The organism is Pelomicrobium sp. G1 (genome assembly GCF_051905455.1).
Lineage (GTDB): Bacteria > Pseudomonadota > Gammaproteobacteria > Burkholderiales > UBA6910 > Pelomicrobium.
The window spans coordinates 257,150-282,465 of sequence record NZ_JBQACR010000002.1; the positions used below are offsets into that span (position 1 = coordinate 257,150).

21 protein-coding genes and 1 pseudogene are annotated in these 25,316 nt (G+C 60.8%); 16 read left to right on the forward strand and 6 right to left on the reverse strand.

The window, feature by feature from the left end:
- Positions 1–296: 296 nt before the first annotated feature.
- Genes ACTFO6_RS03365 through ACTFO6_RS03375 form a run of 3 tightly spaced genes read right to left on the reverse strand, consistent with a single transcriptional unit; the run spans position 297 to position 2,296 of the window.
- Positions 297–1,181 carry a hydrolase 1, exosortase A system-associated gene (locus ACTFO6_RS03365; RefSeq protein ID WP_439933026.1) on the reverse strand — a complete coding sequence of 295 codons (885 nt, stop codon included), beginning with the start codon at positions 1,179–1,181 and terminating at the stop codon, positions 297–299.
- Entirely contained in the window at positions 1,178–2,008 is an 831-nt protein-coding gene (locus tag ACTFO6_RS03370; RefSeq protein ID WP_439933027.1) for a hydrolase 2, exosortase A system-associated, read from the reverse strand. Before ACTFO6_RS03370 ends, ACTFO6_RS03365 begins: the two co-directional genes overlap by 4 nt.
- 3 nt (positions 2,009–2,011) lie before the next feature.
- Positions 2,012–2,296, reverse strand: a complete 285-nt coding sequence (locus tag ACTFO6_RS03375; protein WP_439933028.1) for a phosphopantetheine-binding protein — start codon at positions 2,294–2,296, stop codon at positions 2,012–2,014.
- A gap of 213 nt (positions 2,297–2,509) precedes the next feature.
- On the opposite strand from ACTFO6_RS03375, the gene ACTFO6_RS03380 reads away from it, so the two are divergent.
- From ACTFO6_RS03380 to ACTFO6_RS03430, 11 genes and pseudogenes are all read left to right on the forward strand, one after another.
- The gene (locus ACTFO6_RS03380; protein ID WP_439933029.1) at positions 2,510–3,697 is read left to right on the forward strand and encodes a DegT/DnrJ/EryC1/StrS family aminotransferase; all 1,188 of its coding nucleotides are present in this window, start codon (positions 2,510–2,512) and stop codon (positions 3,695–3,697) included.
- Entirely contained in the window at positions 3,694–4,992 is a 1,299-nt protein-coding gene (locus ACTFO6_RS03385; RefSeq protein ID WP_439933030.1) for a glycosyltransferase, read from the forward strand. The genes ACTFO6_RS03380 and ACTFO6_RS03385 overlap by 4 nt, the downstream gene beginning before the upstream one ends.
- Positions 4,993–5,303: 311 nt before the next feature.
- Entirely contained in the window at positions 5,304–6,350 is a 1,047-nt protein-coding gene (locus ACTFO6_RS03390; RefSeq protein ID WP_439933031.1) for a GNAT family N-acetyltransferase, read from the forward strand.
- 277 nt (positions 6,351–6,627) lie between these two features.
- Positions 6,628–7,626: a KpsF/GutQ family sugar-phosphate isomerase gene (locus tag ACTFO6_RS03395; RefSeq protein WP_439933032.1), complete on the forward strand. Its 999-nt coding sequence runs from the start codon at positions 6,628–6,630 to the stop codon at positions 7,624–7,626.
- A 136-nt stretch (positions 7,627–7,762) separates the two neighbouring features.
- Positions 7,763–8,734, forward strand: coding sequence for a glycosyltransferase (locus ACTFO6_RS03400; protein ID WP_439933033.1), 972 nt, complete (start codon positions 7,763–7,765; stop codon positions 8,732–8,734).
- Positions 8,735–8,778: 44 nt separating this feature from the next.
- Positions 8,779–9,936, forward strand: a complete 1,158-nt coding sequence (locus ACTFO6_RS03405; protein ID WP_439933034.1) for a hypothetical protein — start codon at positions 8,779–8,781, stop codon at positions 9,934–9,936.
- Positions 9,937–10,039: 103 nt separating this feature from the next.
- A pseudogene (locus tag ACTFO6_RS03410) lies at positions 10,040–11,049 on the forward strand (integrase core domain-containing protein).
- Between the two features lie 68 nt (positions 11,050–11,117).
- Entirely contained in the window at positions 11,118–12,365 is a 1,248-nt protein-coding gene (locus tag ACTFO6_RS03415) for a glycosyltransferase (RefSeq protein WP_439933035.1), read from the forward strand.
- A 29-nt stretch (positions 12,366–12,394) separates the two neighbouring features.
- Positions 12,395–13,870, forward strand: coding sequence for a lipopolysaccharide biosynthesis protein (locus ACTFO6_RS03420; protein ID WP_439933036.1), 1,476 nt, complete (start codon positions 12,395–12,397; stop codon positions 13,868–13,870).
- Positions 13,870–15,204, forward strand: coding sequence for a polysaccharide pyruvyl transferase family protein (locus tag ACTFO6_RS03425; protein WP_439933037.1), 1,335 nt, complete (start codon positions 13,870–13,872; stop codon positions 15,202–15,204). Before ACTFO6_RS03420 ends, ACTFO6_RS03425 begins: the two co-directional genes overlap by 1 nt.
- Before the next feature lie 403 nt (positions 15,205–15,607).
- A complete protein-coding gene (locus ACTFO6_RS03430) occupies positions 15,608–17,215 on the forward strand; it encodes an acyl-CoA ligase (AMP-forming), exosortase A system-associated (protein ID WP_439933038.1) in 1,608 nt (535 codons plus the stop codon).
- 129 nt (positions 17,216–17,344) lie between these two features.
- Here the strand turns inward: ACTFO6_RS03430 and ACTFO6_RS03435 are convergent, their stop codons facing one another.
- Positions 17,345–17,752, reverse strand: a complete 408-nt coding sequence (locus ACTFO6_RS03435; protein ID WP_439933039.1) for a type II toxin-antitoxin system VapC family toxin — start codon at positions 17,750–17,752, stop codon at positions 17,345–17,347.
- Complete coding sequence (locus ACTFO6_RS03440; RefSeq protein ID WP_439933040.1) at positions 17,752–17,991, reverse strand: type II toxin-antitoxin system Phd/YefM family antitoxin; 240 nt, start codon at positions 17,989–17,991, stop codon at positions 17,752–17,754. Before ACTFO6_RS03440 ends, ACTFO6_RS03435 begins: the two co-directional genes overlap by 1 nt.
- Before the next feature lie 83 nt (positions 17,992–18,074).
- On the opposite strand from ACTFO6_RS03440, the gene ACTFO6_RS03445 reads away from it, so the two are divergent.
- Together ACTFO6_RS03445 and ACTFO6_RS03450 are read left to right on the forward strand one after the other, a co-directional pair.
- A complete protein-coding gene (locus ACTFO6_RS03445) occupies positions 18,075–19,304 on the forward strand; it encodes a pyridoxal-dependent decarboxylase, exosortase A system-associated (RefSeq protein WP_439933041.1) in 1,230 nt (409 codons plus the stop codon).
- Positions 19,305–19,317: 13 nt separating this feature from the next.
- The gene (locus ACTFO6_RS03450; RefSeq protein ID WP_439933042.1) at positions 19,318–19,662 is read left to right on the forward strand and encodes a glycosyltransferase family 2 protein; all 345 of its coding nucleotides are present in this window, start codon (positions 19,318–19,320) and stop codon (positions 19,660–19,662) included.
- Positions 19,663–20,305: 643 nt separating this feature from the next.
- Here the strand turns inward: ACTFO6_RS03450 and ACTFO6_RS03455 are convergent.
- The gene (locus ACTFO6_RS03455; protein WP_439933043.1) at positions 20,306–21,766 is read right to left on the reverse strand and encodes a hypothetical protein; all 1,461 of its coding nucleotides are present in this window, start codon (positions 21,764–21,766) and stop codon (positions 20,306–20,308) included.
- Positions 21,767–21,918: 152 nt separating this feature from the next.
- Between ACTFO6_RS03455 and ACTFO6_RS03460 the strand changes: the two genes are divergently transcribed.
- The 3 genes from ACTFO6_RS03460 to ACTFO6_RS03470 all read left to right on the forward strand — a co-directional run bounded on the left by ACTFO6_RS03460 (position 21,919) and on the right by ACTFO6_RS03470 (position 25,209).
- Positions 21,919–22,548 carry a tetratricopeptide repeat protein gene (locus tag ACTFO6_RS03460; protein WP_439933044.1) on the forward strand — a complete coding sequence of 210 codons (630 nt, stop codon included), beginning with the start codon at positions 21,919–21,921 and terminating at the stop codon, positions 22,546–22,548.
- Between the two features lie 142 nt (positions 22,549–22,690).
- On the forward strand, positions 22,691–23,569 hold the full coding sequence (locus ACTFO6_RS03465; protein WP_439933045.1) for a glycosyltransferase: 879 nt from the start codon (positions 22,691–22,693) through the stop codon (positions 23,567–23,569).
- A gap of 164 nt (positions 23,570–23,733) precedes the next feature.
- Positions 23,734–25,209: a polysaccharide lyase gene (locus ACTFO6_RS03470; RefSeq protein ID WP_439933046.1), complete on the forward strand. Its 1,476-nt coding sequence runs from the start codon at positions 23,734–23,736 to the stop codon at positions 25,207–25,209.
- Positions 25,210–25,316: the final 107 nt, after the last annotated feature.

The following is a 25,316-nucleotide window of genomic DNA, read 5'->3' on the forward strand; positions in this document are numbered from 1 at the left end:
CGCAGCCGGACGGCGCTTTTGCGAGCAAGTGGACGTGTTTGGCCGTGCATAGGATTTCTCGTTACCCCATGAAACCCATCCCCACCCCAGCCCGTCCGCGGCCCGGCATGCCCCCGTCATCCTCTCCCCTCAAGGGGGAGTCCGGGAGGGGGATGGGTAGGAGAAACCGTCTCGGCTGGGACTTCTAAAGCGGGGTTAAGGTGCTCTTGAGCGCACCGTTCGTGGGATTTCGACCCTTCGGTGGATGGTGCGTTTCGCCTGCCTGCCGCGGCCCGTGGGGCGCAGGCAGGCTCCACTTAACGCACCCGACGGATTGCCCGAACCCATTCCAGTGTCCACGCGGCCACCTGATCCCGGTGGGCGGCGCTGGAGAAGGTATGGTCCGCCTCCGGCAGCTGCTTCCAGGCGACTCGACACGCGGCGAGCGCCGTGGTCCAACGCTTCGACACCCGCGCCACGTCCATGAATTCCTTGGCGGTGTAGTCGTTCCCGCTTAGCATGAAAAGCACCGGTCCCCGGAATCGAGCGAGACTGGCGGCCATACGGTCGGGAAGGCTCCCTGGGCCCGGAGCGGTAGCCAGGGATGATGCGCCATCTTCCCCGTCCTGCTCTTTGGGTCGCAGCGCTTTGCCCACGAGCCGGGCGAAGGCGCCGAGCGACTCCGTCGGGCGCCACTCTCCCCGGGCGAGCTTCATCCAGAAATCCCGATCCCAAAGCCGCCGGGCGTAGTAGTGCTTCAAGTAGGTGGCCGCAGCGGTCGCCTCGGTGCGCACCCAGGGATTCAACAGGACGAGCCCCGCCACCCGGGCGTCGCTGGGCGCGTACAGGCAGGCGACGGAGGCGGCGTCGCACAGTCCCCACAGCACCACTTGCTCCAGCCCGGGCAGCCGGTCCATGAAGGCGTCGATGGCGACGCCCACGTCGGGCAGCGCTTGCTCGAAGCCTTGCGCAGGCCCAGTGCTGTCTCCCATGCCCCGGTAGTCGAAGCGCATACAGGGCACACCGTGGGCGGCGAGCATGCGACTCAAAAGCAGGAACTGACGGTGGCTGCCTACCCGGTACTGGGGGCCACCCACGATCACGAGCACCCCGACCGGCGCCGGACGGGATGGCCGGGCGATGATTCCGAGCAGGGACTCGCCGCCGCAGGAGAAAAAAAAGGGCAGCTCTTCGACGGTCATGCCCCGCTTGCCCGCAATGCGCTGATCGTCGCCTCCACCAGGGCCGGGCACTCGCTCACCTCCACGGTTTGCCAGAAGGGCGGCCCCGCCACGGCGTGAGCCGCGACCCGCAGCCCCTCCTCTTGCCACCGGGCGATGCGCTGCCCCGCGGCGGGACTCAGGACTGGCGGAGTTGTTGCGGAAACCTCGAGCCAAACGATGCGCTTCACCTGCGCCCCGATCTCCAGGGTGGCGTGCTCAAGCCCCCGGGCAAGGGCAGGGGTAAGGGTGTAACCCGCCACTTCGACGGGCTGGTCTTCTTCAACAAGCTTGCGCCTCAAGTCGTCACGGCGGGAGGCCGACCCCGAGGCCAGCAGCGCGTTCGCGCTCTTGAGCCTCAAAAACTGGGCTAGGTGTTGGGCACCGCTCGCCACCGGCTGCCACAACAGCAAGCCGTTCACGCTTTCGATGCGGCGCGAGGCTTCCGCGGCCAAGAGGCATCCGGCCCGCAATCCCCACAGCCAGCCCACGGGCGATCCCTGCTCCCGCGCCAGCCAGTCTGCTGCCGCCCGGGCGTCTTCCAGCCAGCCGTCCCAGGTGGCCTCGCCGAAATCCCCCGGGCTGTCACCGCATCCCAGGAGATCCACCTGGAGCACCGCGAACCCCGCCGCCGCCAGGGCCTGGGCGCCGAGGGCCGCCATGCGGCGGCACTTGTTCATCTCCTCGGCGAAGGGATGCAGGTAGAGGACGACCCCCCGGGGGTTGCCAGCCGCGGGACGGTGCAGGAGGCAAAAGCGGGGCCCGGTGGCGAGGGGGGCGAACAGGCACCGGGAATCGATGGGGGACAAGCCTCAACCTTGGGCGAGCTTGCCTTCCACAAAGGCGGTGAGGCTCCCCACGGTGGCGAAGGTAGATCCGTCGATCTCGTCGTCGGCCACGACGAAGCCGAAGTGCTCCTCCAAGCTCGTGATCACCGCCACCACCGCCATGGAATCGAGTTCGGGGATGTTGCCCAAAAGCCGCGTGGACGCCGTGAAGCCCGCCGCGCGCCCCCGCAGGCTCAGCACCTGGTCGAGGATGTGGAGCACCTGGTGTTGAACGTCCGAGGTTGCGATGTCGGAAGGAGGCACGCTCATGAGCTTAAGCCCCGTGGCTGATTCGAGGAAATAGGAGGCGAAGGCACCCTTCGGAAGGCGTATTATAGGCGAGCTGGCGGGCTGTAAGCCTTATCCGGCAGGCCATGCGCCCAGGATTAATAAAATTTAAACTCGCCCTGGCAGGAAGCCTTCTATCATGGCGTCTGAACCCGTTGGAGCCCCTCGAGCCCTGTGACTGCGAGGCCGCATCCCTTGCCTTCCGCTTCCAAGGCCTTTCCCATTCCCAAACTGCCGGTGTTCGGCTGGCAGACCTTTGCCGGGGACAGCAGGGCCCCGCTGCCTACCCTGCTGGACCTGCCGGGCCTGGTCTTTACCACCAGCGGCCGGGCGGCCATCGGCCTCGCCCTCAAAGCCCTGGGCGTGGGCCCCGGCGACCGGGTCCTGCTGCCCACCTACCACTGCACCACCATGGTGGCGCCGGCGGTCGCCGCAGGGGCGCGGCCCGTGTACTACCCTATCACCAGCTCGGGAAGCGCGGACCTGGCGGCCCTCGAGGGCCTCGATACGGCCGGCGTGCGAGCCATGCTGGCGGTGCACTACTTCGGCTTTCCCCAGCCCCTCGGGGAAGTGCGGGCCTTCTGCGATCGCCGGGGCATCACCCTCATCGAAGATTGCGCCCACGCCCTTTTCGGTGAAACCGACGGGCGCACGGTGGGAAGTTGGGGGGATCTCGCCATCGCGAGCCTCACGAAGTTTTTTCCCGTGCCCGAAGGCGGCTGCCTCGTCTCCACCCGGCGCCCGCTGAACGGGGTGGGATTGAAGCGCCGCGAAGCGCTGGCCGAGGTGCGGAGTCTCGCCAACATGGTGGAGACGGGGGTGGATCATGACCGGCTGTGGGGACTCAACACGGTGCTCTCGATGGCCTTCGGGGTGAGAAACAGCTTCCTCCATCGCAGGCGGGCGGAGTCTTCCAACGGAGTCGATGCACCGCGTACCACCGAAAGCGAACTCTTGGCCCAATTCGACCAGCGGCTCGCCGACCACCGTCCCACCCGGGTCTGCCGTTGGCTCGCGCGCCGGGCGAGCCGCGAGCGCATCGTGACCAGGCGGCGGGAAAATTACGCCTATCTCGCCAGACGTTTCGAGCATTTTCCCGGCGCGCGGCCCTTGCTGCCCGAACTGCCGCCCACCGCCGTGCCCTACGTGTTCCCCCTGTGGGTGGAAAACCCCGACGGCCGTTACGCGCTCCTCAAGGCCGAGCGCTTCCCCGTGTTCCGTTGGGACTGGCTGTGGCCGGGCACGCCGGCCCTCCCCGGCGATCACGGGCTGCCGTGGTCGAGGCACGTGTTTCAGTTGCCGTGCCACCAGGATTTGTCCCGGGAGCATCTCGATGCGCTGGTCGATCGCCTGGGGCGGACCTTCGAGCGCGTGAAGCCTTGAAAAAAGTCTTGATGATCGCCTTCCACTTCCCGCCCTTGATGGGCTCGAGCGGGATCCATCGCACGTTGAATTTCGTGCGCTACCTGCCCAAGTTCGGCTGGTCCTCCCTGGTGTTGACGGCCCACCCCCGGGCCTACGAGACGGTGAGCGACGATCAGCTCGCGGCGGTTCCCCCGGACACCGTCGTCGAGCGGGCCTTCGCCCTCAACACCGCGCGGCACCTCTCCCTCCTGCGCCGCTATCCGGCGTTCCTCGCGCGGCCCGACCGGTGGGTGAGTTGGTGGCTGGGGGCGGTGCCGGCGGGACTGCGCCTCATCCGGCGCCACCGGCCGGACGTCATCTGGTCCACCTATCCCATCGCCACCGCCCACCTGATCGGCGCCACCCTGGCGAAGCTGACCGGCCTGCCCTGGGTGGCGGACTTCCGCGACCCGATGGCGCAGGACGGCTACCCCAGCGACCCGAAAACCTGGCAGAGCTTCAAGCGGGTAGAAGAACGCGTCTTCGACCGGGGGTCGGCCTTCGTCTTCGTCACCCCCGGCGCCGCCCGCATGTACCAGCAACGCTACCCGAGCATCGAGAGAAGCCGCGTGTTCGTGATCGAGAACGGCTACGACGAGGCCATCTTCGCGGCGGTGGAAGCGGAAACGGACCGGACGCAACCGCTCAATCCCGGCCGGGTCACTTTGCTGCACAGCGGGGTCATTTATCCTTCCGAGCGCAACCCCGATCCCCTGCTAGCCGCCCTCGGCGAACTCGTGGCCAGCGGCAAGATCGACGCGAACCGTTTCCGCCTGCGCTTCCGGGCGGCGGTGCACGAAGCGCTGCTGCGCCGGCTTGCGGCGAAATACTCCATCGAGCCCTGCGTCGAGCTTTTGCCTCCCGTGCCTTACCGGGAGGCCCTCGCCGAGATGCTGCGGGCGGACGCGCTCCTCATCCTGCAATCCCGGGGCTGCAACGACCAGATCCCGGCCAAGCTCTACGAATATCTCCGGTGCGCAAAGCCGGTGCTGGCCTTGACCGACCCCCAAGGAGACACGGCGAGCCTGATCCACCGCCACCGGGCTGGCCTGGTGGTCCCCATGGAGTCGAAGGAGGAAATTGCCCGGGCGCTGCCGGAGTTCCTCGCTCGGCTCGCCCGGGGAAGCCTCCCCGTGGCGGATCCCGGCAAGGTGAAAAACGCATCCCGCTTGGAGCGGACACGGGAGCTTGCCCAGGTGCTGGACGAAGTGGCGTCCGCGGCGGGTGCTCGCGCCCCGGCGGCCCAGGAAGCCCCGCCTCCGCGCCGGCCATGAACGAGACGTGTCTGCTGATGGAACGGGCTTTTCTTGCCCTGAGTTCTGGTAGGGCGCGCTTCAGCGCACCGTCGCAAAAGATCGGAAGGCATGGCGCGTTTCGTTGACTCAACGCCCTTGAGGGGCTTCGAGGTAGCTCTCATGGAGAGATGCATAATCGGCCTTACGCGCGATAGCGCAGTTGAGCTTGCCCTCTCCCCCAGCCCCTCTTCCCTGGGGAGAGGGGTGCGCGGCAGCGCAGAAGAGGGCTGCTTGGCATATCTCAAGGGATTGCGTAAGACTCTACAGGCAAGTCGAAAGACCGCCACGTGATGGAATGGAGTCTGTTGCCGGCGGACGGCTTTCCCAGCATCGCGAACGCCTGGGATCGTCTGAACGCGTTGAACCGTGCGGTGCCGTTCCTGGGCTCGGAATTCATCGCCCAGGCCCTCGCCCATTTCGGAACCGGCCGGGAGAGGATTGCCGTCTGCACGGCGCAAGGCGAGCCCGTCGCGATGGGGGTGCTAACCCGCCTGTCTGCGGGCATGTGGCGGACTTTCCAGCCCTCCCAGCTTCCCCTAGGCGCCTGGGTGGTGCACCCGAATGGGCGACTGGAGGCGTTGGCTGCGGAGCTGATCCGGTATCTCCCGGGTTCACCCCTGCTGCTCGGGATCACCCAGCAGGACCCTGACCTCGTCCCTCGACCGGAGGACTCGGAGCGCATGAGGACTCTGGACTACATCCAGACCGCCTGGGTGGACATCTCCGGCACCTTCGACGAGTACTGGGCGGCCCGGGGGAAAAACCTGCGTCACAACATGAGACGGCAGCGGGCAAAACTGGAGGCGGACGGAATCCAGGCCGTCCTCGAGGAGCTGACCCGAGCGGAAGAAGTGGCCGACGCGATCCGGGACTATGGACGGCTGGAAAGCGCCGGGTGGAAGGCGGCGAGCGGCACCGCCATTCACCCTGATAACGTGCAGGGGCGCTTCTACCGCGACATGCTGGAAGCCTATTGCCGGAACGGCGCCGGACGCATCTACCGCTACCGCTTCGACGACAAGGTGGTGGCGGTTGACCTGTGCATCGAAGGCGGCGCTACTCAGGTGGTGCTGAAGACGACCTACGATGAATCCTACAAGAATCTCTCCCCAGCGTTTCTGATGCGCCAAGAAGCCCTGCGTCGCCTGTTCGAATCAAAACGATTCAGGCGGGTAGAGTTCTATGGAAAATGCATGGAATGGCACACCCGTTGGACCGATCGGGTGCGCACTCTGTACCATATCAACGTCTACCGCTGGCCCCTGTTAAACCGGCTGCACGCCTGGTGGAGCGGCCGGCGGGACGCGCGGGAAGCCCAGGCGCCCGGCGCGGCGTGAGCGGGCTTTCCGCTGTCATGAGGGGGACAATTGGGAGACGGAACGTAGGAGGCATGGAAGCGAAGGGCAATGCACCACGCGGATTGCCGCGCGCCAAGGCGCACCCTACGACTCTGTGCCGGGATACATTAGGAATGCGACGTTGCCAGGCGGCTCAGCATAGCGCTGCGGATGCACCCCTCTCCTTCAAGGGGAGGGTCGGGGTGGGGATGGGTCTTAACGGTCACCGCCGAAATTCAACTCCGCGCCGTTCCTTAAACTTCGAAAAGCTCTCGGCATGAACCCCAACGCGCACACACCCGCGCTGAACGACGAAGAACTGCTGGCGGTCGCCCAGGAGGTGCTGCGCACGGAAGCCGAGGCCATCACCGCCCTGATCGGGCGCCTGGATGGGGGTTTCGTCGAGGCCGTGCGCATCATCCTGGTATCCAAGGGCCGAGTGGTGGTCACGGGCATGGGCAAATCCGGTCACATCGCCCGCAAGATCGCCGCCACAATGGCGAGCACTGGCACCCCGGCCTTTTTCGTCCATCCGGCGGAGGCGGGCCACGGGGACCTGGGCATGATCACCCCCGATGACGTGGTCATCGCCATCTCTAACTCGGGCGAAAGCAACGAGATCTTGCTCATCTTGCCCATGCTCAAGCGCCAGGGCGCCAAGCTCATCGCCATGACCGGCAATCCCCGCTCCAGCCTCGCCCGCCAGGCGGACGTGCACCTGGACGCGGCGGTCGATCGGGAGGCGGGCCCCCTGGGGCTTGCGCCCACCTCTAGCACCACGGCGGCCCTCGCCTTGGGCGACGCCCTGGCGCTTGCGCTGCTCAAGGCCCGGGGCTTCAGCGCCGAGGACTTCGCCCGCTCTCATCCCAGCGGCAGCCTCGGGCGGCGGTTGCTGGTGCGCGTCGCGGACGTGATGCATCAAGGCGAGCGGCTGCCCAAGGTGCCGCGGGACGCTCTGATCGTGCAGGCTTTGCTGGAGATGAGCGGCAAGGGCCTGGGTATGACAGCAGTGGTGGACGCGGACGACCGTCTGCTCGGGGTCTACACCGACGGCGACCTCCGCCGCACGTTGGAAAAACGCATCGACGTCCACACGACGAGGATCGACCAGGTCATGCATCCCCATCCCCACACCATCGGGCCCGAGCAGTTGGCCGCCGAAGCGGTCAAGTATATGGAGAAGTTCCGCATCAACGGCCTACTGGTGGTCGACGAAGACGGACGGCTCGTCGGCGCGTTCAACATGCATGACCTGTTCAAGGCGGGCGTGGTTTGATGCCAACGCGGGTTATAGGATCAACAGAGCGAGCCGAGCTCGCTTGTGTTACTGAAGGCCCTCTTTTTCTCGGCCGATAAAGTTTGGCACGGGCCGACAGGCCTGTATGGCGCAATCTCCGGGTGCACAATTCAACGTGATTACCACCATCATCCCATACTATCAGCGGAAGCCGGGCATACTGGGTCGAGCAGTTCGCTCAGTTATCAAGCAATCTCTACCTGAGCGGATCGACTTGATCATCGTGGACGATGAATCCCCTGTTCCTGCTGGAAACGAGCTCCAGGAGATCGACGTGCCAGACCGAATTTCTGTTCGCGTGATTCGCCAGCTCTGCGGTGGCCCAGGCGCAGCTAGGAATGCGGGCCTCGACAACACCTCTGAAGAAACCAGATATGTGGCATTCCTCGATTCCGACGACGAATGGACGGAGGATCATCTTGAGAATGCGGTGATCGCGTTAGACCACGGTTACGATTTCTATTTTGCGGATTTCTATCAGCTCCATCAGACAGTCAGCGCGTTTGCAAGAGCGGGCAGGATTGATGTGGCAAAACACGAGCGGGTGCGTGGGGCACAACATCTATTCGCCTACGCAGGAGACATGGTAAACCAGATCATTACTGGGAATATCATCGGCACCTCCACAGTGGTATTCAATTTCAGAAAGTTTCCAGAGATCCGGTTTCGTGAGCACCTTAGATTTGCCGGCGAGGACTACCTTTTCTGGATGGAGTTTGCGAGACGAGGTGCTAGATTCGTTTTTTCCTCGCGTCCGGAAGCCATTTACGGGGCCGGGGTAAACGTTTACTCAGGAGCGAGATTTGGCTCACTAGAGTTGCTTCGCCGAATCCAAAACGAGCTCGAATATCGCAAAGCTACCGATGAAGTTGTGGCTCTGACAGAGGCTCAAAAAAAATTCCTGAAAACAAAGATAGCCGAACTCCGGGAAAACTTTCTGAGAGCATTGTTCCAGTATGTAGTTGGTGCGAAAAAAGTACCTGCTTCATTGATCTTGCTGCAACTCAGGCAAGACCCGGCAACGATGTTTGCTCTGCCAAAGTTGATCGGGCGAGTTGCTACAAGGCTTTGGCGGCAAAAAGGATGAAACCCGCACCGCGCTCCTGGGTCCAGTCTGTGGGCAGGGAAATCATGGTCGAATCGAGCGGATTGCCGCCCTGGGTGCCACCGGAAGGCACGTTCGCTGATTTGCCTGCGACCAATACACCGGAGGAGGCCGCTCCGAAGTTTTATGCCAAGCGCAGGGTGCTAGACCCATTCATCCAATGGGGCGGCGGCGCCTACGCCCCGGAATGGGGACAGCTCGGAGCCATGCTTTACCACTCGAGCGGGCACTTGCCGAAAGGAACACCGGTTTTTCAGCCAGTGCTGTGTTTCGATTTCGATCGGTTAACTTGGTATTCGACCAACGAGCCTATTCGGCAAAACGTGGAAGGACAGCCGCTCGACCAAGATGGTAGGTTCGAAGATGGAACCTATTACACTCCGCATACGTATCTCGGCCTCCAGTATTTCCCCGTATCATGGGGTGCTACCGCGCCAAGAGGCGAACTACTGCAATTTTTCCATGCGGGCGGGCGGATTAGGAACAGGGTCTTGCGGTTCGATTTGAACCAGAAGAAATTGGGAGTCACGAAGTGGTTGACCATCGATTTCGACGGCCTCATGGGAACTTATCCTTCCACCGTGATGGATCGCAAACGCAAAGGTTGGTGGGTAGGCGCATGCTATGGCACCTTATGGCGGATGGCTTTCCTGAGCGCCGACGGTGAAATTACCTATCACGATATACCGAACAATCGCTCCACGAGCTGGTTAATCAATCCATTAGCGGATGTGATGATTGGCCTGAGCGACTGGGATGACGAAAACCCACGTACCCAGCAAGTCTACGTCGTCGATCTGGGCGCACCCAGCAGACGACGCAATAGAGTCTCCTTGAAGATTTCAGCAAGCACCCAGAAACCTTTTCCGATCAAAGGAACAAATCGGGCGGAATTGTTCAAGCTCGGAATGGTTTGGTCTGATCTGCTCAACTGTGGAGTGGGGTACGAGGGGGGCGGCAGCCTGATAGTTCACAAGCTGCTCATGCCAGACGATCCTTTTCACGGGCCATACGTATTGACCCATGAACAACTCGCACCGCACAGAAGTGCAGTCCCCGCCTTCAATGGGGTAAGGAACGGAACCTGGGGTCGCTTTCGCGAGGTGCCGGCATTGCGATCGTTTTTTTGGGCGGATTTACCCGGCGGTAACCCGCAACTCTTTCGGTTGAAAGGAATGGCTTAAAGCGCATGAGCCAAGACTTAATCTGACAAGGCGTGTCGGTTTTGATATGTTTGCAGCACCCTCAGTCGAAGGGCCGAAGGGCGCTGTGGAGAGGACCGACACGATGAACAAGCAACAGAAAGTGATTCGCTGCGAGGTGGGGCTGCTGGAGCAGGCGCAGCAGCTGGACAACGTCAGCCAGGCATGCCGCATGATGGGGTGCTTGCGAGACAGCATTTGCCGTTTCAAGGAGCTCTATGAGAGGGGGCCAAGCTAGCGCTGCAGGATATCAGCCGGCGAAAGCCCGTGATCAAGAGCCGGGTCGTCCCCGAGATCGCACAGGCGATTGTGGCGCTTGGCGCGCAAGCAGCCTGGCTGGGACAGGCGCGGGTATCGATGTACTGGCCAGGCGGGTGTGCGCTGTGTTTGGCTGCGTCATGATTTAGAGAAGGCCCGAAAGCGGCTGAAGGCGCTGGAAGCGAAGGTGGCGCAGGGGGGCTGGTGCTGACCGAAGCGCAGTTGCCTGCCATGGAGAAGGCAAAGGCCGAGAAGGAGGTGTACGCAGAGTTCGAGTCCGAGCGCCCGGGCTACTGCGGCGCTCAAGACACCTTCTACGTCGGAACGCTCAAGGGCGTAGGGCGGATCGACCAGCAGAACTTCGTGGACACCTGCGCAAAAGTGGCCTTCGCGAAGCTCTATGACCGGAAGACCCCGATCAGCGCGGCGGACTTGCTCAACGATCGGGTGCTGCCCTTCTACGAGGCGCAGGAGGTGCCGCTGCTGCGCGTTCTCACCGACCGGGGGACCGAGTACTGCGGCAACCCCGAGCGGCACGAGTACGAGCTCTACCTCGCGATCGAGGACATCGACCACAGTCGCACCAAGACCAAGAGCCCCGAGATCCGCGGCATCGTCGAGCGGCTGCATCGCACGATGCTCGATGAGTTCTACCGCGTGGCGTTCAGAAAGAAGATCTACCGCTCGATCGAAGAGCTGTAGCAGGACCTCGATGCGTGGCTAGAGAACTACAATTGGCGGCGCCCGCACCAGGGACGCTGGTGCTTCGGCAAGACGCCGATGCAGACATTCCTGGACGCACGCCCGATCGCACAGGAGAAACGCATGGCATCCTAACAAAGACCACCTCACACAACACCGGGACACCGACTATCAAACGAAATCCTAGCTAATACGGATCAAAAGTGAGGGCTTTGTTTGTATCACGCCATTTTCCGAATCCGCCAGAACAGGCAACTTATGGCGTCTTTCAGCGATTGCGGATGTTTCTTGAGGCGGCAGCCGGTCTATGTGAGCGTCTCGACGTCCTTTTTTTTGCGCCACCAAGCTTCGAAATCAACAGAAGGAGCATTGCAGCCTGGCAAGATCTTCTACGGGTCGACTGGGCACTAGACATCAATCTTTTTCTCTCGCACCTTGATTATCTTGAACAGCCTACCACAGGCGCGCTCAGGTATTACTTGACTGGAACGCTGGATTACTGCAATCAACACCCATATCGACAAGCTGCAGGGACCAAACAAGCTCATGCTCTTCTTGAGAGACTTCAGGATCAGCCTGATTTTATTTTTTTACACAAGCTCTCTGTGACCTGCGCTTGCCGGCATCTGAGAAAGAGATTGCCGCCGCTCTTTATTGATCTTGATGACCTGGATTACCTTGCGCTTTTGCGACGGCTTAGGCAAATGGCGGCCTGGCCCGGAGAGAGACTCAAGCTCGCTCAGGTGCCTGCCTTGGCCTTCGGAACAAGGAAGGCTATAGCTGCTGCTCGAAAGGCTTTCGTCTGCTCGCAACTAGACAAAAAGCGATTGTCCAGATTCTGTCGTCCTGAGAGTATTTCTGTCATACCCAATGCCGTGCCATTGCACGAAGCAGTGGCTACACTCCAAGGCACCAAGACCATCTTGTTCATTGGATCATACGGATACCCACCCAACGCCGATGCCGCTGAGTTTCTCATAAAGCAGATATGGCCAAGAATTCAGCGCCACTGCCCAGAAGCCAAACTCATCATTGCCGGACCAGAACCGGAAAAAATCCCTAGCTTTCAAGAATCGCCGCAGAGCGTGGAATTCACCGGCTTTGTGCGCCGACTAGACGAGCTTTATAAAACCGTTAGCGTATTATGCTGTCCGATCAGGGCTGGAAGCGGAACGCGGCTCAAAATAATTGAGGCCGCCTCCTACGGGGTCCCGGTGGTCTCAACGACGCTCGGAGCCGAAGGGTTGGAATTCCGGAATCGTGAGGAGATCTATTTATCCGATGACCCAGAAGAAATGGCGGGCCTGTGTGCTTTTCTGTTGAACAATGTCGCTGCAAGACAGGCGGTGGGTAGTGCAGCAAGAACCGCCTTCGTTAGGCACTACGAAAGGAAGGCGGTTATACGACGCATTCAGGACGAGCTAACGGCAGCTCTTAGCCGCCGTGGTTAGACTTTCCTAACGGCAATGAGTGGATTGCCTTGAGCGGCACCCGCAGAGCCCTTTTTCTCTCCTTCGCCCAGCGCTACGTGGGGCTGATGATCTACCTCGTCAGCACCATGATCCTGGCGCGGCTGCTCACACCCGAAGAGATCGGGATTTTCTCCCTCTGCGCCGCCTTCACAGCGATTGCCGGGACTCTGCGCGACTTCGGCGTGAGCGAATACATCATCCAGGAGCGGGAACTGACCCGAGATCGGCTCAAGGCAGCCTACGGGCTCGCGATCGTAACATCGTGGTCAATCGCGGCGGTTGTCTTTCTATCACGCTGGCCCTTGGCCGAATACTACGACGAGCCTGGATTGCGAGCGGTGCTAGCGATATTGACCTTGAATTTCTTGCTTCTGCCTCTGGCGTTTCCCGCTTACGCCGTTCTTACTCGGGAAATGAAATTTGCCGCTATATTTGTCATTCAGACCGCTGCAGCGCTCACGCAAGCGGCGACGGCGATTGCGCTCGCATGGCAGGGCTTCAGCTACCTGAGCCTCGCCTGGGCTGGAGTTGCGGCCAATGTCGTGCAGATCCTCGGCACAGGTTATTTTCGTCCGCGAGAAGCCTGGCTGCTGCCCGGATTCAGAGAGTGGAGGCGTGTCTGGGACTACGGCTCCCGCGTGAGTGGCGCGACCCTGCTGCAAGAGGTGTCTAGAAACGCCTACGAATTCATCATCGCCAAGCAGCTCGGCTTCGCTTCGTTGGGTCTTTACAACCGCGCCGTCGGCCTGATGAGCCAGTTCCACCAGAACATCACTTCGGCCATCATCCGGGTCGCCCATCCCAGCTTCGCGGCAGCAAATCGGGCCGGCCGGGACATTGTTCCAGAATATACCCGGGCGCTTGCCTATTTCACGGGGGTTGCCTGGCCGTTTTTTGCTTTCGCTGCGGTGATGTCGCGCGAGATCATCGAAGTCTTGTTCGGCCATCAGTGGCTGGAGGCGGCTCCTCTAGCGAGGATTCTCGCGGTCAGCTCGATGATTTATTGCACCTGGGCCTTTGCGCCCACGTTGCTTGGGGCTCTTGGGCAAGCGCGGCGCAAGTTGCGTGTTCAGCTCTTTTTGACGCCTTTGACCATAGGCATTGCGCTGCTTGCCTCGTTACATTCTTTAACGGCGGTTGCCTACGGCGCTGCGCTCGGTTCCGCGATGGCGTTCGTGCTGTACGGTGAGCAGTTAAAGCAGGTCATCGGCTTAAAAGCGATGCGCGCCCTTCGCGCCTGTGGCGTAAGCGCTAAAGTTGCGCTCCTTTGCTTGGGAATTTCGGTGGCGGCGCACGCACTGATAGCGGCTGAGGCCACCAACCCCTTGCTGCAATTATTTTGGGTTGGAACTTGGGCAGCGATTGCCTGGATTGTAGGAATTCTGATATTTGGCCACCCGCTGCAGGCCGAATTGTCGAACGCATGGTCAAACATCAAACGCCATCGTTCGTTGGGCATCGGCAGGGATCCGCTAGACAGGTAATGCGCGTAATTACAACGCTTAGAAATGCGTGGCCGGAACACGTCTCAATCACAGGTTCGGTCAAGCATGCCTTACTGGGCTTGCTCGTGTTTATATCGGCGTCGGTCAGGCAGTTGTACCGCCTCGTTGACAAGCATCCTGGCATCATTATTCTCTCTCCCGCCGATCCCGGAAGCCTAGGGGATGAGGCGATGATGATCGTGGCTGCGGAGCGCCTTCGCTCGATCGGTTATGCCAAAATAGCCGTCATCTATCACACGCGCCGGAATCAGCGATATCCGGTAGGCGAGCACAAGAGCATCGTCCTGAGCAGGTTTTTCTCCTGGGGATCATGGAGCGACAAGTGTCGCTTCCTATGGATGAGCACGAGTTTCGAATCGTTCGTTTGCCTTGGCGCGGATGTGTTGGATGGAGGATACAGCGTTGAGGGTTCCGTAAGAAGGCTAGAGCTTGTTCGCTTGGTAGCGAGGGCTGGAATGAGTACACGGGTGGTGGGGTTCAGCTTAAACGTAGCTTTAGACATCGCCGTTATCCAAGCCATACGTGCCTTGCCGCCATCCGTTCTTTTCTTTCCGCGTGATCCCTTGTCGTTGCAAAGACTTCGCTCGTTCGCTGGCGTTCCTGGTGAATTATCCGCCGATCTGGCATTCTTGCTCCAGCCAAGGAGCACGCCGGCTTCCAGAGCCGTTACCGCTTGGATCGAAGAACGGAGGGCAGTTGGGCAAATTCCCATCGGGATCAACGCGAACTATCTGTTGGTCAAAGATCATCACGATGACCCTTATAGCGCGTTTTTGGAATTGATAGGTTTTAATGTAGCGTTGATTGAATCTCTACGCGCCGCAAATCCTCGATATTGTTTCATCCTTATTCCCCATGACTATCGGGGTCCTTGGAGCGACGATCGTCTTGCACAGCTCATCCATGAGAAGCTTGCCAATGTGACACGAGATTACGTCTTGACGGTCGCGAATAAGCTGTCAGCCGCGGAAGTCAAGGCCATCTGCGCACGCCTAGAGTTCCTCGTCACCGGGAGGATGCACCTCGCGATTGCCGCCCTAGGTATGGGAATTCCTGCCGCATGCTTTTCTTACCAAGGGAAAGTACAGGGCCTATTCGAGCATTTTGGAATAGGCGAGCTTGCACTTGAGTTACCAGCCACCCTGACTGCCGAACGGAGTACCGAGCAAGTATGGACTCATATAGAAAACAGGGTTGCGATCAAGCGATGTATTCAGGATCGTTTAAACACGGTGTTATTCTTGGCGTCAAAGAACTTGGCAGGCCTACCATCGCATCCTAGGCGGGGAAAACGACAGACGACGACTTTTTAATGCCGCACTTTTTCCGCTTTGTTGGAATTTCGGACCACTTCGTGAGATGTCGAAAATCGTGAGAGGAGGAGCGACTGTACGCACGGCTTCGAGGGCAGAAGGCATTTGGGCATGCCAGCGAGCATGCTGAAAGTTTGCGAGCGAACAGCGCATGCTTGGTGGGGTCTCATCCTCGCAGCGTATGCCCAGAAAGGGAGAGGGCGCTAAAAGACGTCACTTTGGCAAGACCTTTTGGAGCAGCGCCCAACGCGTTCGCGCGCTCGTCGGACCGATCGGCAACAGCGCTTTATAAAAGTCTTTAACAATCCCAGCGGATCAAGGAACAAGACCGCAACGCGCTTCTTTCACTATCATCATGCTGGCGGTCGAGTAAAATTCCTGAGAAGCGCTGTCAAAATAACCCATGAAATCAACGACTCTCCTGCATGATCTTCCGACAGCGTCGGCCGAAGGCATCCCTTCGAGCCGGGCCTTGACCTACGCCGAGGCGTCGCTTTCCTATAGCGAGCTTGCCGCACAGATCGACGCTTTTTGCAGCGGCCTTTTGGCGCTTTCGTTGGCCCGCGCCGAACGGGTGGCCGTCTACCTGGAAAAGCGCTTTGAGACCGTCATCGCCATCTTCGGCACCTCCGCGGCCGGCGGGGTTTTCGTGCCGATCAACCCGCTGCTCAAGGCGGAGCAGGTCGCCTATATCCTGAAGGATTGCAACGTCCGCGTGCTGGTCACGTCAGGTGAGCGCCTGGAGACCCTCACCGGCGTGCTAGTCGAGTGCCCCGACCTGCGGCACGTGGTCGTCGTAGGGGCAGATGGTCGTCAATCGATTGCCCGCGGCGCGTTGAAAGGCCTGTCGGTCCACGCCTGGAACGAGCTGCTCGCGTCGCCGCCCCGGCCCGGCCACCGGGTGATCGACACCGACATGGCGGCGATCCTTTACACCTCCGGCAGCACCGGCCGCCCGAAAGGCGTGGTGCTGTCCCACCGCAACCTGGTGGCGGGGGCGAAGAGCGTCGCCCAGTATCTGGAAAACGGCCCGGAGGACGCGATCCTGGCCGCGCTCCCCCTCTCCTTCGACGCGGGCTTCAGCCAGCTTACCACCGCGTTTCACGTGGGCGCCCGGGTCGTGCTGCTCAATTACCTTTTGCCCCAGGACGTGGTCAAGGCCCTTGCCAGGGAGAGGGTCACGGGCCTGACCGCCGTGCCGCCCCTGTGGATCCAGTTGACCCAGGTGGCCTGGCCCCAGCCCATCGCCGGACACTTGCGCTACATCGCCAATACCGGCGGCCGGATGCCTTTGGAGACGTTGAAGGCGCTCCGGGCGCGGCTGCCCGGGACCAAGGTTTACCTGATGTACGGGCTGACCGAAGCCTTCCGCTCCACCTATCTGCCCCCGGAGGAAGTGGACCGCCGGCCGGACTCCATCGGCAAAGCGATCCCCAACGCCGAGATCCTGGTGTTGCGGGAGGACGGGACCCCCTGCGGCCCCAACGAACCCGGGGAGTTGGTGCACCGGGGGGCGCTGGTGGCCATGGGCTACTGGAACGACCCCGAGAAAACCGCCGAGCGGTTCAAGCCGTTGCCCGGGCGGGAGGCGGGCCTCGTGCTGCCCGAGATCGCCGTCTTTTCCGGGGATACCGTGCGCATGGACGAGGAAGGCTTTCTCTACTTCATCGGTCGCCGGGACGAGATGATCAAGACCTCCGGCTACCGGGTGAGTCCCACGGAGATCGAAGAGGTGCTCTACAGCACCCAGCTCGTGGCGGAGGCGGCGGCGTTCGGAGTGGAGCACCCAACGCTGGGGCAGGCCATCGTGGCGGTGGTCGTGCCCAAGGATGGGCACGATCCCACGGCGGAGGCGATCATCGCCGAATGCCGGGAACGGCTTCCCGCCTACATGGTGCCCGCCCACGTGGAGCTTCGGCGGAGGGCGCTGCCGCGCAATCCCAACGGCAAGATCGACCGCAAGGGCCTGGCTCAGGAATTCGCGGGGATGTTTCGAGCTTCTTTTACATAGACCTATCTCAAAATCGGCTAGGCGGCGTTGTGCGCAGCCGAAACGCACTGCGCATCCAGAGGCGCCGCGACGGTGCGCTGAAGCGCCCTTCCGCGCCGGCGATTTTGAGACAGGTTCTAAGGGGCTTCTTCAAGTCACCACCGCCACGCCGGCGGAGCGGCAGGCCGCGGCCAGCTTCCGATCGAGGGTGGCGAGCGGAAGCTGCATGCGCAGCGCAAGCTCCAGGTAAGCGGCGTCATAGGCCGAAATCCCGTGGCGGTGGGCCAAATCCAATATCTGGAGCGCTTGATTGGAAGTATTAGGATCGACCTCGATGGGAAGCGCCCCAAGATCGGCGAAAATGCGCCGCCAGTCATCTTCCGCGAGTCGTCCCCGGCGCGTTGCCACGAGCAGAACGTTGGCCACCTCGATGGGCCACAGCTCGGGCACGACCGCCAGCTCGGTCACGAGAGCATCGCGCAGGGCCTCAGTCCTGTCGGTGGCCTCGTCCCGGAACACCCAGGCCATGGTCACCGAACAGTCCAGCACGAAGGGCACTATTTACGACCTTCCTCGATCATGTCGCGCACGGAAAGGCCGCCCAGGTCATGGGCCGCCTGGAATGCCTTAAGATCCTCGATAGCCTTGCGGATGCGCTGGGGATCGCGTTTGCTCACGGGGGCCAGCTCCGCCACCGGACGACCGTGCTTGGTGATCAGGAAACGCTCCCCCTTTTCCACCCGCTCCAGCAATTTGGGAAGATGGGTCTTCGCCTCGTAAGCGCCGATTTCACGCATGTTGATGTGCCCATATCAGACTAGTGTTAGACTAGTCTATTTATGTTAATAAGTGCCTGTCAATAAGAGCATAAAGGCAACCAATGAGCGCCCTTGAGCACGCTTTCGTCTGCCCCTTCCCCGTCATCGACGATTGCCTCCAGGTGGGCGGCATGCCCCTTACCCGGCTTGCCGAGCGGGTGGGCCGCACCCCTTTCTACGCCTACGACCGCGGCCTCATCGGCGAGCGGGTGGCGCTCCTCAAGCGCCACTTGCCGGAAGCGGTGAGACTTCACTACGCCGTCAAAGCGAATCCCATGCCGGCGCTGGTGGCCCATATGGCCGGGCGGGTGGACGGGCTCGATGTGGCTTCCGCGGGGGAGCTTCGCGTGGCGCTGGATAGCGGCATGGCGCCCGCCGAGATCAGCTTCGCCGGCCCAGGAAAACGGGACGAGGAGCTGCGCCAGGCGGTCGCGGCCGGCATCTTGGTGAACGTGGAGTCCTTCCGGGAGGCCCGGGCGCTTGCCCGGATTTCGGCGGAACTGGGACTCCCTGCCCGGGTGGCGGTGCGGGTGAATCCGGATTTCGAGCTCAAGTCGTCCGGAGCCAAAATGGGGGGTGGCCCCAAGCCCTTCGGCGTCGACGCGGAGAAGGTGCCGGAGTTGCTCCACGAGATGGGCGCGCTGGGCCTCGCTTTCGAAGGATTCCACATCTTCGCCGGCTCCCAGAACTTAAAGGCCGAGGCCATCGTCGAGACCCAGGTGAAATCCTACGAGCTGGCCGTCAGCCTCTCCCGGGAAGCGCCTGCGCCGGTCAAAGTGGTCAACATCGGCGGCGGGTTCGGGATTCCCTACTTCCCGGGGGAGCAGCCCTTGGATCTCGCCCCCATCGGGCGAAACCTCGCCGGGCTGACCGAGCGCGTGCGGCGCGATTTGCCGGGCGCCCACCTGGTGCTGGAGCTGGGGCGCTACCTGGTAGGCGAGGCGGGGATCTACGTGTGCCGGGTGATCGACCGGAAAGAGTCCCGGGGGCACGTGTTCCTGGTGACCGACGGTGGACTGCATCACCATCTTTCCGCCTCCGGCAACTTCGGGCAGGTGATCCGCAAGAACTACCCGGTGGTGGTGGGGAACCGGGTCCGGGGAGAACGGCGAGAGGTGGTCTCCGTGGTGGGACCGCTGTGCACGCCGCTGGACCTGCTGGCGGACCGCATGGAGCTGGCCGAAGCTCACCTCGGGGATTTGATCGTCATTTTCCAGTCGGGCGCCTACGGGCTCACGGCAAGCCCGACGGCTTTCCTGAGCCATCCGGCGCCTTTGGAAGTTCTAATCTGAAAGGAAAGTCGCTGTGCCGGAAGTCAGCGTTATTGTCCCCACGTTCAATAGTGAGCGCTTCATTGCTCAGACCATTGGCAGCGTCTTTGCCCAGACCTTCAGGGGCTTCGAGATATTGGTGGTCGATGACGGGTCGATCGATGGGACGATAGCGGCGATACCCAAAAATGATCCGCGCGTTCGCATTTTTCGGCAAGAGAACGCCGGCGTGGCGGCAGCCCGTAATACGGGGATCAAGAACGCAAAGGGCCGCTACATCGCTTTTCTGGATCACGATGACTTCTGGCATCCCCAAAAGCTGGCAGCGCAGCTTGAGTCCTTTCGAAGGCGTCCAGAAATTGGCGTCGTGTACGGCTAATTCAAAAATTGGGTTGATGGCACCGAAGCGTGCTTCCCCGAGCGCACGCTTGATCCAGACGATGTCGTGGAGACGCTTTCGGGCTGGATCTACCATCAACTCCTGCTGACTAACTGGGTGCTTCTGACCACAGCAATGTTCCGTGCTGAGGTCATACACAAGACTGGCTTTTTCGATGAGTCTCTCCCGCCGGCAGATGACTGGGATTATGTGATTCGCGCTTCAAGACGCTACAAGTTTTGCAAACTCAGGCAGGTGATAGCGCTTTATAGAGTGCATCACGGGCAAGCTTCACGAAGAGTATCTAGCAAGGATCACGCATCTGCGCTGCGGAAATCCGCCATTCGCAGATTTGGTTATGAGGGACGCGATGGGGCGAAACCAAACCCGATAGAATTCAGGCGTCGGTGTTTTCAGAGTCATTTTAGCTTCGGTCTTGCTCAGTACCGAGAGGGAAATAGGGCATTGGCGGCTGCCGCTTTTGCCGAGGCTCTCAAAGAGCGTCCATTTTCGGTCAAAGCTATCGCTTATCTTGCGGCCAGCGCGGGCTCGATCGCCCTAGGGCGTCTAGGTAGAAAATAGGCGGTGAGCTAGAGTCAGGGCTGCGTTGGAAAGCTTCGCCTGTTATCGTCCTGCATCAGGTTTATCGCGTCCTCATGACATAGAGGGGCGACTCACCCGAATCCATCCAGACAAGTAAATGTAAGCGGGGAAAATAGACCATATTACGTTCGACCACGTGGAACGTATTCGCGGGCAGCGCACCAGGCTTGATCCCAAGTTTTTCGTCTGCAAAGGTGATTTCGTAGGTTTTTGGATCGATTAGAAGCAGAACGACGCTGCGCTCGGCTCCGTCGCGGTTTTTCATCAATGGCACTGCGTAGATAAAGGCGTCCCAGTCATCGACATAAGTCAAAGCCGCTCCATCGGGTCCCTTGGTGGAGAATGAGTCTATGGTGATTCGCGGGTCGAGCCTTGCTTCCACCACCCGCCGCTGTCGCGTGTCGAGGTCATGGATGCGGAGCTTTAGCGGCCACCAGTCTCGCACGTGCATGTTTTTGCGGCTGACGAGCGTGATGAGCCACCACTCCCGCCCACGACGTTCCAGGGTGCCGCCACGCGCTTCATATCCGCCCTGGATATCTTTTCGATCTTGCCACTCGTTCGTGGCTGGGTTCCAGGCCATGAACCGCCCATAGTCGCCATTATCGGTGGGCCCGGCGATGACGAAGCCGCTTCGCTCGTCAAAGGTCGAATCAATGTTTTCGCCCATATACCCTTCCGCGCCCCGATAATCTTCCCCGGACCGAAACGATCTGTCGAAAGGAAAGCGCACGGACCATTTGCGCGTCTTGAGATCGAAATCCCACCAGCGACGGCACACCATGACGACCTTTTGATCAATCGGGTCGTAGGTTAGGGAGCGGTAAGTATGGCGGGCCGTTGGATTCCCTTGATTGTCGATGTCATAGTATTCGCTGCGATCTCTCTCCCATTGGGCCTTCGTTTCCGTGTAGACCGTGTAACTTCCTGTCGCTGGAGGCCGCTTTGCGTAACTGGGATCCCACTTGGCCGGATCGCTCGGCAGCGCTTCGATGTCCCACTGGAGCTTGGCCGCGTCGAGTCGATACAAGCCGTTGTTGCTTCCGTCCGCGTGGCCGCCGCCGAAGAACCAGGCTCGGTTACCTTCTCGGTCCACCGCAAATCCGTTCCATGCCCGGGTGTACAAGCCCCAGTTTCCGAGCTCTCTCCAGGTGGGAATCGCGGCCTTGATCCGCGGCTCCAGGTTGTCTTTCATGGCAGTGCCATCCGCCTTGACCCAAGTCTTGAGTGGCAACCGCTCGAAGGACACGCGGTTGATGAGTCCCTTGGCATCACGGCCTGGCTTCCATGTAAAAGTAGACGGGTCGTAGGTGCCGACATTCGTTCCTGTGCTCCAAGAACTTGCGTCAACGCCATGTTCAGCACGAACCAAGTCTGAAGCCAAAACTCCGGTGACTAGGAAGCAAGCGATCAAGCTGCGCACTGCGGTACTCCAAAACCGGCTTTCTATGAGAGTGAAAGTCACCATAAAAACATTTTTGCTGTGGCGCAACGAGATCATATGGCTGCGATCGTTGCCGGAGTACAAAAATGGTGTCCCGAACTGTAACACTTTGTTAGTATTTTCTTATGGCCCCTTTTTAGAACGGAGGCGACGTGCCGTATATGGGCAATGCTCCGGATGAGAGCGATTGTGGAATAGGAGAAGTTGCCGTGCGCTTTCTTATGTTCCTTTTGTTAGGCTTTCTGAACATGGGAGTTCCGGTGATGGCGGCTCATCAAGGTTATCATGCTTGGGACTGCGGCGATTTGGCCAACGGGTATGGCCCTTTCGACTATCGCAAGGCCACCTCCGAGCAGAAAAGGCTGGTTGAAGGCGCGCACTTCACAGCCGGTATTGAATCGCTGCTCCAAGGGCGTACGGGAAAGATAGGTGCAGATATTGACTATACGCTTCGGGCCTTTCCCAATCACCCCAGGGCGCTTATGGCCATGATTCGGCTTTCCGAGAGAGAGAAGCGTGATCAGCCGGATGGGGCACGCTATACCCTGGAGTGTTACTTTGACCGGGCGCTGCGCTTCGCCAACGACGACCCCAACGTGCGGCTCGTTTACGGAATTTACTTCCTGCGAAAAAACAATCCCCAGGCCGCCTTGCAGCAATTCGAGGAGGCGAAGGCACTGGGGCTGGAGGACCCGAACCTCGACTATAACCTCGGCTTAGCCTATTTCGAACTTGGACAGTACGACAAGTCCATAGAGCACGCGAAGCGAGCCTATGCGCTTGGTTACCCCTTGACCGGATTACGTGAAAAGCTGCAGGCGAAAGGTCACTGGAAGTAGTCTCGGTTGACGCTTGGCTTTGAAGCAAAGGTCCCCCATCCTCCTCCCGACTCTCCCCCTTAGGAGGGGGAGGCAAGTCGGCCGTGCCGTGGCAGACTGAAATGAGGCAATCACCATGAAAACAGGTTCCGCTTGGCCTGTTATGGTCTTGGCACACAACGAGGAGGAAAAGATCGGTGTATGCTTGGACAGCCTGTGTGCCGCGGAGCCGGAGCACGAGCTGGACATATACGTGATGGCGAACGGATGCACCGATCGAACGGAGGACATCGTTCGCGAGTATTCGCGCTCTCGCTCAGAGGTTCATCTGGTCTCGATCGCACTCGGCGACAAATGCAACGCCTGGAACGTCTTTATCCATGAAACGGTCCCTCTGCGGTGTCCCGGTCGAGAGGTCTACTTCTTCATGGATGGAGATGCACGGATACGTGCGGGCTCCCTCTCGACGATGGCCGAAGCGCTACGAGCCGACTCCCATGCTCATGCAGCATCCGCCGTCCCGGGCTCGGGTCGCAGCATGGTGAAAGACCGGCGAGAGATCCTCGAACAACGGGGCCTTGTGGCGAATCTGTACGCTTTGCGCGGCGCCTTCGTCGAACGCTTGAGGCGCCACGGCGTGCGACTGCCCCTCAAGCTCGAGGGCGACGACGGCCTCCTGGGCGCTCTCATCAAGTGGGACTTGGAGCCCCGGGGCGAGTGGGATGATCGCCTGATCCATCCCTGCCCGGATGCGGTTTTCGAATTCGATTCGGTTCCCATCGGAAAGCTGAGCGAATGGCCCAAGTATTGGCGGCGACTCGTGCGCTACGGGCGGCGGCACTTCGAGTTCCAGCTTCTGGGGCCACGGCTGCGGCGGATGGGGCTGGCGGGATTGCCCGCCGATATCCAGGAGTTGTACGCAGGTGCCGATACCCTGAGGCTGCCCTGGAAAGGCATCTACACGCTGACGCATATGGTCGCCCTGCGCCAGATGCGCAGGATCGGGCGGGCGCGCCAGGCAGCCGGGGAAGTCGGCTCCTGATGCTATGGTGCCTTACATAATCCTGCCACGAAGCGATGCGCTGTATGGCTCTCTCCCCTCTCCACGGAGAGAGGGGAGCCTTGCCGTCAGCATAGGCAAAGCAATTGTCATCCAGTTGCGTAATTCTCGGTAAGTTCAATCACAATACAGCTCATCGAGCGGGGATGGTTTCCTTCTACCTTCGATTTGCCCCTATCGTCGTCACGTTCACGGTGGTCTCGGTCTGCCTTGCGGAAGAGGTAATACCGCTCTACGACGGTCCCAGCGGCGCTACCTGCGATTACTACAACACCGCGGCTCGCATCCCCTGGAAAACGCGCGGCGGCGATTGGATCGATGCCAAGGGCAAGCAGGACGGTCCTGAGCCTTACGCCGAACGAGTGATTGCCCAGGAGGCCAGCGCGGTTCCTGTGCAATGGGATGTCACGGAACTCGTTCGGCGCTGGCTGGAGCAACCCTCGTCCAACGGGGGATTGCTCGTCCAGGCGATACCGGCGACCCGCTCGGGGGTCGTCAATTTTTACAGCCGCGAAAGCTCGGAACCTGCTTATCACCCGCGGCTGCGGATCACGTTCACCGACAGAACCGAAAAGGAGATCCCGCCGGCCGCCGACACCTCCTTGCATTGTTCCACTAACAAGTCGCTGGGGAAGATGGAGATCCTGCGCATCGGCGGTGGCTATCGGTCACTGCTTTATTTCGATATGCGCCCGGTCGCAGCCGCCAGCGGCCTCCAGCGCGCGGTTCTGGAACTCACCAAACAGGCCGAAGGACAGACCGGCGCGGCGACAGCCGGAGTCTACGAGCTGGATGCCCCGCGGATCGACCGCAGCGCTCAGGTGCGTCGGGGCCTTGCCGATCGCTATCCCAACGATCAAGGCATCGAGCGGGACCCGGCGGTGGTCAAGTTCGAGGGGTTCGAGAGCCGGTCCTGGACGAACGGGTGGGCGATCCAGAAAGAAAGCGTGTTCCGGGTGGTGGATCGGGACGAAAGCTTGCGCTTCGAGCCGCTTCAGGGAAGGGCCCTTCGCGTGACCGTCAGGAAAGGCGGCAACCTGGGGCTCAACATGGAGTACTACTTCGAAAAGGGGAGCGAACCGGAGGAGATCTACTTCCGCTATTACCAGCGCTTCGGCAGCAACTGGGCTCCTATCGCTGATGGGGGCAAGATGCCTGGGGTGGCAGGCACCTACGGCATGCAGGGTCGCGCCACCGGCACCAACGGCTGGTCCATCCGCAGCGAGTTCCTGCGCAAGCCTGAGCGGGAAAACCCCCTCGCGCGCTATACGATCGCCGCGAGCTACGCCTACCACGCGGACCAGAAAGGCAGATATGGAGACCTCTGGGTATGGTCTCTTGGGCCGCGCGGTTTTCTGGAGAACAACCGCTGGTACGCGATCGAGCACTACGTGAAGATGAACACGCCGGGCCACAACGACGGGATCTACAAGGTGTGGCTCGACGGCCGACTCGTGTTCGAGAAGACGGACGTCCGCTACCGGGACATTCCCAAGATCAAGATTCAAAAGATCCACGTCAATTATTGGCATGGGGGCATGACGCCCTCGCCCTACGACCAGGACGTGTTCATCGACAACCTGGTGATTTCTCGCGAGTACGTGGGGCCGATGTCACGGTAGGGCCTAAACCGTCGTATGGGTCAGCATCGTTCGGTGCGTTTCGCTTCGCTCAACGCACCCTACAGGAGGGCGGCCCGAGCAAGCTGTGGGCTGATGAGAGTGTCGAG

Excerpts from the sequence above, each read along its gene's own strand:
- ACTFO6_RS03405 (WP_439933034.1), top strand. The coding sequence starts at position 8,779 with ATGGTCGAATCGAGCGGATTGCCGCCCTGGGTGCCACCGGAAGGCACG.
- ACTFO6_RS03430 (WP_439933038.1), top strand. The coding sequence starts at position 15,608 with ATGAAATCAACGACTCTCCTGCATGATCTTCCGACAGCGTCGGCCGAA.
- ACTFO6_RS03465 (WP_439933045.1), top strand. The coding sequence starts at position 22,691 with ATGGTCTTGGCACACAACGAGGAGGAAAAGATCGGTGTATGCTTGGAC.
- ACTFO6_RS03455 (WP_439933043.1), bottom strand. The coding sequence starts at position 21,766 with ATGATCTCGTTGCGCCACAGCAAAAATGTTTTTATGGTGACTTTCACT.
- ACTFO6_RS03365 (WP_439933026.1), bottom strand. The coding sequence starts at position 1,181 with ATGACCGTCGAAGAGCTGCCCTTTTTTTTCTCCTGCGGCGGCGAGTCC.
- ACTFO6_RS03395 (WP_439933032.1), top strand. The coding sequence starts at position 6,628 with ATGAACCCCAACGCGCACACACCCGCGCTGAACGACGAAGAACTGCTG.
- ACTFO6_RS03375 (WP_439933028.1), bottom strand. The coding sequence starts at position 2,296 with ATGAGCGTGCCTCCTTCCGACATCGCAACCTCGGACGTTCAACACCAG.
- ACTFO6_RS03425 (WP_439933037.1), top strand. The coding sequence starts at position 13,870 with ATGCGCGTAATTACAACGCTTAGAAATGCGTGGCCGGAACACGTCTCA.
- ACTFO6_RS03440 (WP_439933040.1), bottom strand. The coding sequence starts at position 17,991 with ATGCGTGAAATCGGCGCTTACGAGGCGAAGACCCATCTTCCCAAATTG.
- ACTFO6_RS03470 (WP_439933046.1), top strand. The coding sequence starts at position 23,734 with ATGGTTTCCTTCTACCTTCGATTTGCCCCTATCGTCGTCACGTTCACG.
- ACTFO6_RS03445 (WP_439933041.1), top strand. The coding sequence starts at position 18,075 with ATGAGCGCCCTTGAGCACGCTTTCGTCTGCCCCTTCCCCGTCATCGAC.
- ACTFO6_RS03390 (WP_439933031.1), top strand. The coding sequence starts at position 5,304 with ATGGAATGGAGTCTGTTGCCGGCGGACGGCTTTCCCAGCATCGCGAAC.